Below are 3,089 nucleotides of genomic sequence, written 5' to 3'. Positions count from 1 at the left end.
CGCCCGGTGATCGGCTTCGGCGCCGGCGAGCCCGACTTCCCCACCCCGGACTACATCGTGGAGGCCGCCGTCGCCGCGGCCCGGGACCCGAAGAACCACCGCTACTCCCCCGCCGCCGGCCTGCCCGAGCTGCGCGAGGCGATCGCGGCCAAGACGCTGCGCGACTCCGGCGTGTCCCTCGAGGCCGCCCAGGTGCTCGTGACCAACGGCGGGAAGCAGGCCGTGTACAACGCCTTCGCCGCCCTGCTGGACCCGCAGGACGAGGTGCTCGTCCCCGCCCCCTACTGGACCACCTACCCCGAGGCGATCCGCCTGGCCGGGGGCGTGTCGGTGGAGGTGTTCGCCGGCCCCGAGCAGGGCTACAAGGTCACCGTGGACCAGCTCGACGAGGCCGTCACGGACCGCACCAAGGTGCTCCTGTTCGTCTCCCCCTCCAACCCCACCGGCGCCGTGTACTCCCCCGAGGAGACGGCGGCGATCGGCCGGTGGGCACGGGAGCGGGGGCTGTGGGTGGTCACCGACGAGATCTACGAGCACCTGACCTACGACGGCATGCCGTTCACCTCGATCGTCCGCGCCGTGCCCGAGCTGGCGGAGCAGTCCGTGATCCTCAACGGCGTCGCCAAGACCTACGCCATGACGGGCTGGCGCGTCGGCTGGATGGCCGGTCCGCTGGACGTGGTCAAGGCCGCCACGAACCTGCAGTCCCACGCCACCTCGAATGTGGCCAACGTGTCGCAGCGGGCCGCGCTGGCCGCCGTCGCCGGCCCGTTGGACGCCGTGGCGGAGATGAAGACGGCGTTCGACCGCCGGCGCCGGGCCATGGTCGAGGCCATGGACGCCGTGCCGGGCTTCCACTGCCCCACCCCGCAGGGCGCGTTCTACGCGTACGTGGACGTGCGGGAGGCGCTCGGGAAGACCTACCGCGGGGGCGTCACCCCCACGACGTCGGCCGAGCTGGCCGCCTTCATCCTCGACGAGGCGGAGGTCGCCGTGGTCCCGGGCGAGGCGTTCGGCCCGTCCGGCTACCTGCGACTGTCCTACGCGTTGGGCGATGCGGACCTCGCGGAGGGCGTCGAGCGCATCCGCGCCCTGCTCAGCGCCTGAGCCGCACACCCCACCCCTGAGCCCCGCGACGCCGCGCGCCGCGGGGCTCAGGCGTATCCGCGGCGCGCGGCCCAGCGGGTCAGCTCGTGGCGGTTGGAGAGCTGGAGCTTGCGCAGCACGGAGGACACGTGGGTCTCGACCGTGCGGTCCGAGATGAACAGCTCCGCCCCGGCCTCCCGGTAGGTGTATCCGCGGGCGATCAGCCGCATGACCTCCCGCTCCCGTGCCGAGAGCCGGTCGAGGTCCTCGTCGGGGGCCGCAGCCCCGCTCGTCGCCGCAGCGGTGACGGGCGGAGGCGCGGGCGCCGTGCCGCGGAAGGCGTCGAGGACGAACCCGGCCAGCCGGGGCGAGAACACGGCGTCGCCGTCGGCCACGCGGACCGCCGCGTCCGCCACCTCGGCGCCGGAGGCCGTCTTGGTGATGTAGCCGCGGGCCCCCGCACGGATCACGGCGACGACGTCCTCGGCCGCGTCCGAGACGGACAGGGCCAGGAACCGCTGCGCGGGTCGGCGCGCGAGGACACGCTCGGCCACCTCCGCTCCCCCGCCGCCGGCCCCGCCGGGCAGGTGCACGTCCAGCAGCACCACATCCGGCGCCAGGTCCAGCACGGCGCGGACGGCCTCGTCCACGTCCCCGGCCTCGCCGAGAATGGCCAGTCGGTCCGGGTCCAGGTCGGCGCGCAGGCCGGAGCGGAAGATCGCGTGGTCGTCCACGATGACGGCCGTGCGCGGGGCGGGGTCGGTCATGGGTGCTCCTGTCCGGTGCGCGCTCGCGCACCCTCGGGCTCGGCCAGCGTCAGGTGGACCTCGGTGCCGCCCGGGCCGGACCGGATGCGGGCGGTCCCGCCGGCACGCTCCATGCGGCCGAGGATCGACTCCCGCACGCCGAGCCGGTCGGCCGGGACCGTGGGCAGGTCGAAGCCGGGGCCGCGGTCCCGGACGAACACCTCCGCGACGGTGCGGCCGCGGTCGTCCTCACCGGCCTCCGCGAAGACCTGCGCGTCGCCGGCGTGCCGGGCCGCGTTCTGCATGGCCTCGCGTGCCGCGGCCGCGAGCGGCTCGAGCCACGCCCCCGCGGCCCGCCCCACGGCCACGACCTCCACCCGGGCCCCGTGGGCGTCCTCGACGGCGGCGGCGTGCTGGTCGAGCGCCTCCGCCAGGGAGTGCGGGCCGCCGCGGGAGTCCAGGGCGAGGAACTGACGCAGCTCACGCTCCTGGGCGCGGGCCACCCGGGCCACCACGTCCGCGTCCTGGGCGCGCCGCTGGATGAGGGCGAGGGACTGCAGCACCGAGTCGTGCAGGTGCGCCGCGATCTCGGCGCGCTGGGCCTGCACCGCGAACGCGGTCCGCTCCGCGTCGCGTCGGCGCAGCCAGGCCAGGGCGTAGGGCATGGCCACCAGCGCCGCGCCGGCGAGCATCGCGACGGCGGCCAGCAGAGCCCGCCACAGCTCGCCCGAGCTCACGGCGCCCAGGACGATGGCCAGCACCGCCAGCAGCACGAGGGCCGTGCCGAGCACGAGGCGGACCAGTCGTCCGCTCCGCCCGGCCCGGGGCCCGCCCGCCAGGTCGAGCTGCATCCAGGCCAGGCCGAGGCCGATCACGAGGACGGCCACCGGGCCCACGAGCGCCCAGTCGACGGTGAGGCCGAGGCCGTCCGCGACGGTCAGCACGCCCACGCCGAGCACCACGGCGGCCAGCAGCACCGGCCAGCCGCCCTCGCGCACCCGCTCGAGCACCTCGGGGGCGCGACCACGCAGGGTGGGGGCGTCGGCGGCGGGGGCGCCGTCCGGACCCTCCTCCGGCATGAGCAGCCAGAGCCACACGTACAGGGCCAGGCCCGCGCCGCCCAGCAGGCTCAGCAGCGCCAGGGCCGCGCGGACGCGGCCGGCGGGCATCCCGAGGTGCCGGGCGAGCCCCGCGGCGACGCCGGACACCGGACGGTCGGCCCCGTGCCGCATCAACGGCGGACGCGGGGCCGGCGCG

3 protein-coding genes are annotated in these 3,089 nt (G+C 76.4%); 1 reads left to right on the top strand and 2 read right to left on the bottom strand.

Annotated elements, in window-relative coordinates:
* Positions 1-1,107, top strand: a 1,107-nt coding sequence (locus QL983_RS10810) for a pyridoxal phosphate-dependent aminotransferase (RefSeq protein WP_290152962.1), incomplete at its 5' end; no start/stop codon positions are given.
* Between the two features lie 47 nt (positions 1,108-1,154).
* Here QL983_RS10810 and QL983_RS10805 read toward each other — a convergent pair.
* Entirely contained in the window at positions 1,155-1,853 is a 699-nt protein-coding gene (locus tag QL983_RS10805; RefSeq protein ID WP_036317741.1) for a response regulator transcription factor, read from the bottom strand.
* Positions 1,850-3,089 (bottom strand): ATP-binding protein (locus QL983_RS10800; RefSeq protein ID WP_290152959.1); only part of this gene is annotated, 1,240 nt, incomplete at its 5' end. The genes QL983_RS10800 and QL983_RS10805, both read right to left, overlap by 4 nt.

It is taken from the genome of Micrococcus sp. APC 4021 (assembly GCF_030407635.1).
GTDB lineage: Bacteria > Actinomycetota > Actinomycetes > Actinomycetales > Micrococcaceae > Micrococcus > Micrococcus luteus.
The sequence above is the reverse complement of the archived record's forward strand: the minus strand, read 5'-3'. Positions and strand labels throughout refer to the sequence as shown.

What these genes read in the sequence shown, in the direction of transcription:
- QL983_RS10805 (WP_036317741.1), bottom strand. Translation starts at nt 1,853, where the DNA reads ATGACCGACCCCGCCCCGCGCACGGCCGTCATCGTGGACGACCACGCG.